Origin of the sequence: Xenorhabdus santafensis, from assembly GCF_033949405.1 — a bacterium.
GTDB classification, from domain to species: Bacteria; Pseudomonadota; Gammaproteobacteria; order Enterobacterales; family Enterobacteriaceae; genus Xenorhabdus; species Xenorhabdus santafensis.
The window spans coordinates 1-852 of the sequence record NZ_VCDN01000306.1 but is presented as its reverse complement, the minus strand read 5'-3'; the positions used below and the strand labels follow the sequence as shown (position 1 = coordinate 852).

The 852-nt window shown below is 28.1% G+C and carries 1 protein-coding gene; it reads left to right on the top strand.

The window, feature by feature from the left end:
- The first annotated feature begins 138 nt into the window (after positions 1-138).
- Entirely contained in the window at positions 139-720 is a 582-nt protein-coding gene (locus FE392_RS20360; protein ID WP_000723966.1) for a hypothetical protein, read from the top strand.
- Positions 721-852 lie beyond the last annotated feature (132 nt).

Genomic DNA, 852 nt, shown 5'->3' with positions numbered 1-852 from the left:
ACATGGAAAAGATATTTAAACGCAAATTCCAACAATTAGCAATCGACCTAAATATTAGGATTATTAACAAAATATTGAATTATATGTAAATTAAGTTTATTATCTATTTTGAATAATAAACTTAAGGGGATGAAATTTATGAAAAAAATTAGTATTGAGAGAAGTAATTGGAGAAAAACATATAAAAAAATGATTCCAGTATTGTTAGTCGGAGGAATATTGGCAGGAAATGTAGCATTTGTGACAAATAATGTTTTTGCGGCAACTACAAATAACAACAATATAATACAAACGAAACAGTCTCTCGTTTCTGGTCAAGATGAAAAGAGCATTAATGAATTAGCAGAAGCGTTTCAATTTATGCATGAAGAAGCCGCTATATATAATAATCAAGGTGAAATTGTTGATTTTGATTTTAATAAAATAGAAGCGAAATATGGGAATGATGTTGGTTTAGATGCACTTAAACAACAAATTAAAAAAGATAAAAGTGATATTGCTGGTTTATCTTTTACAAGTTGCATGAAAGATGCTTTATATGACTTTTTTGGAGTAAATGCTGTACAAGCCGCATTTAATGGTGGATTGGCATATTATCTTGAGAAAAAATTATGGAAAGAAGCGGCTAAAATAGGCGTTAAATTCTTTATAGGAAGTAGCGTAGCAGGTTTAGCGGCTACTTTAGCTTATTATGGAGGTAAGTGTGCAATTTATGGATAAAAGTTCAATTTTAAAACAAATGTATTTTATTTTATTTCCGGTAACACTTTTTCTATCTCTAAATATTTATCAATGGATTGTTAAAAGTGATTACTCATTTACAGGATATATAATCCAAAATTTAATTATTGT

Bases quoted from the DNA above. Each gene is read 5' to 3' on its own strand.
- FE392_RS20360 (WP_000723966.1), top strand. From the start codon at position 139: ATGAAAAAAATTAGTATTGAGAGAAGTAATTGGAGAAAAACATATAAA.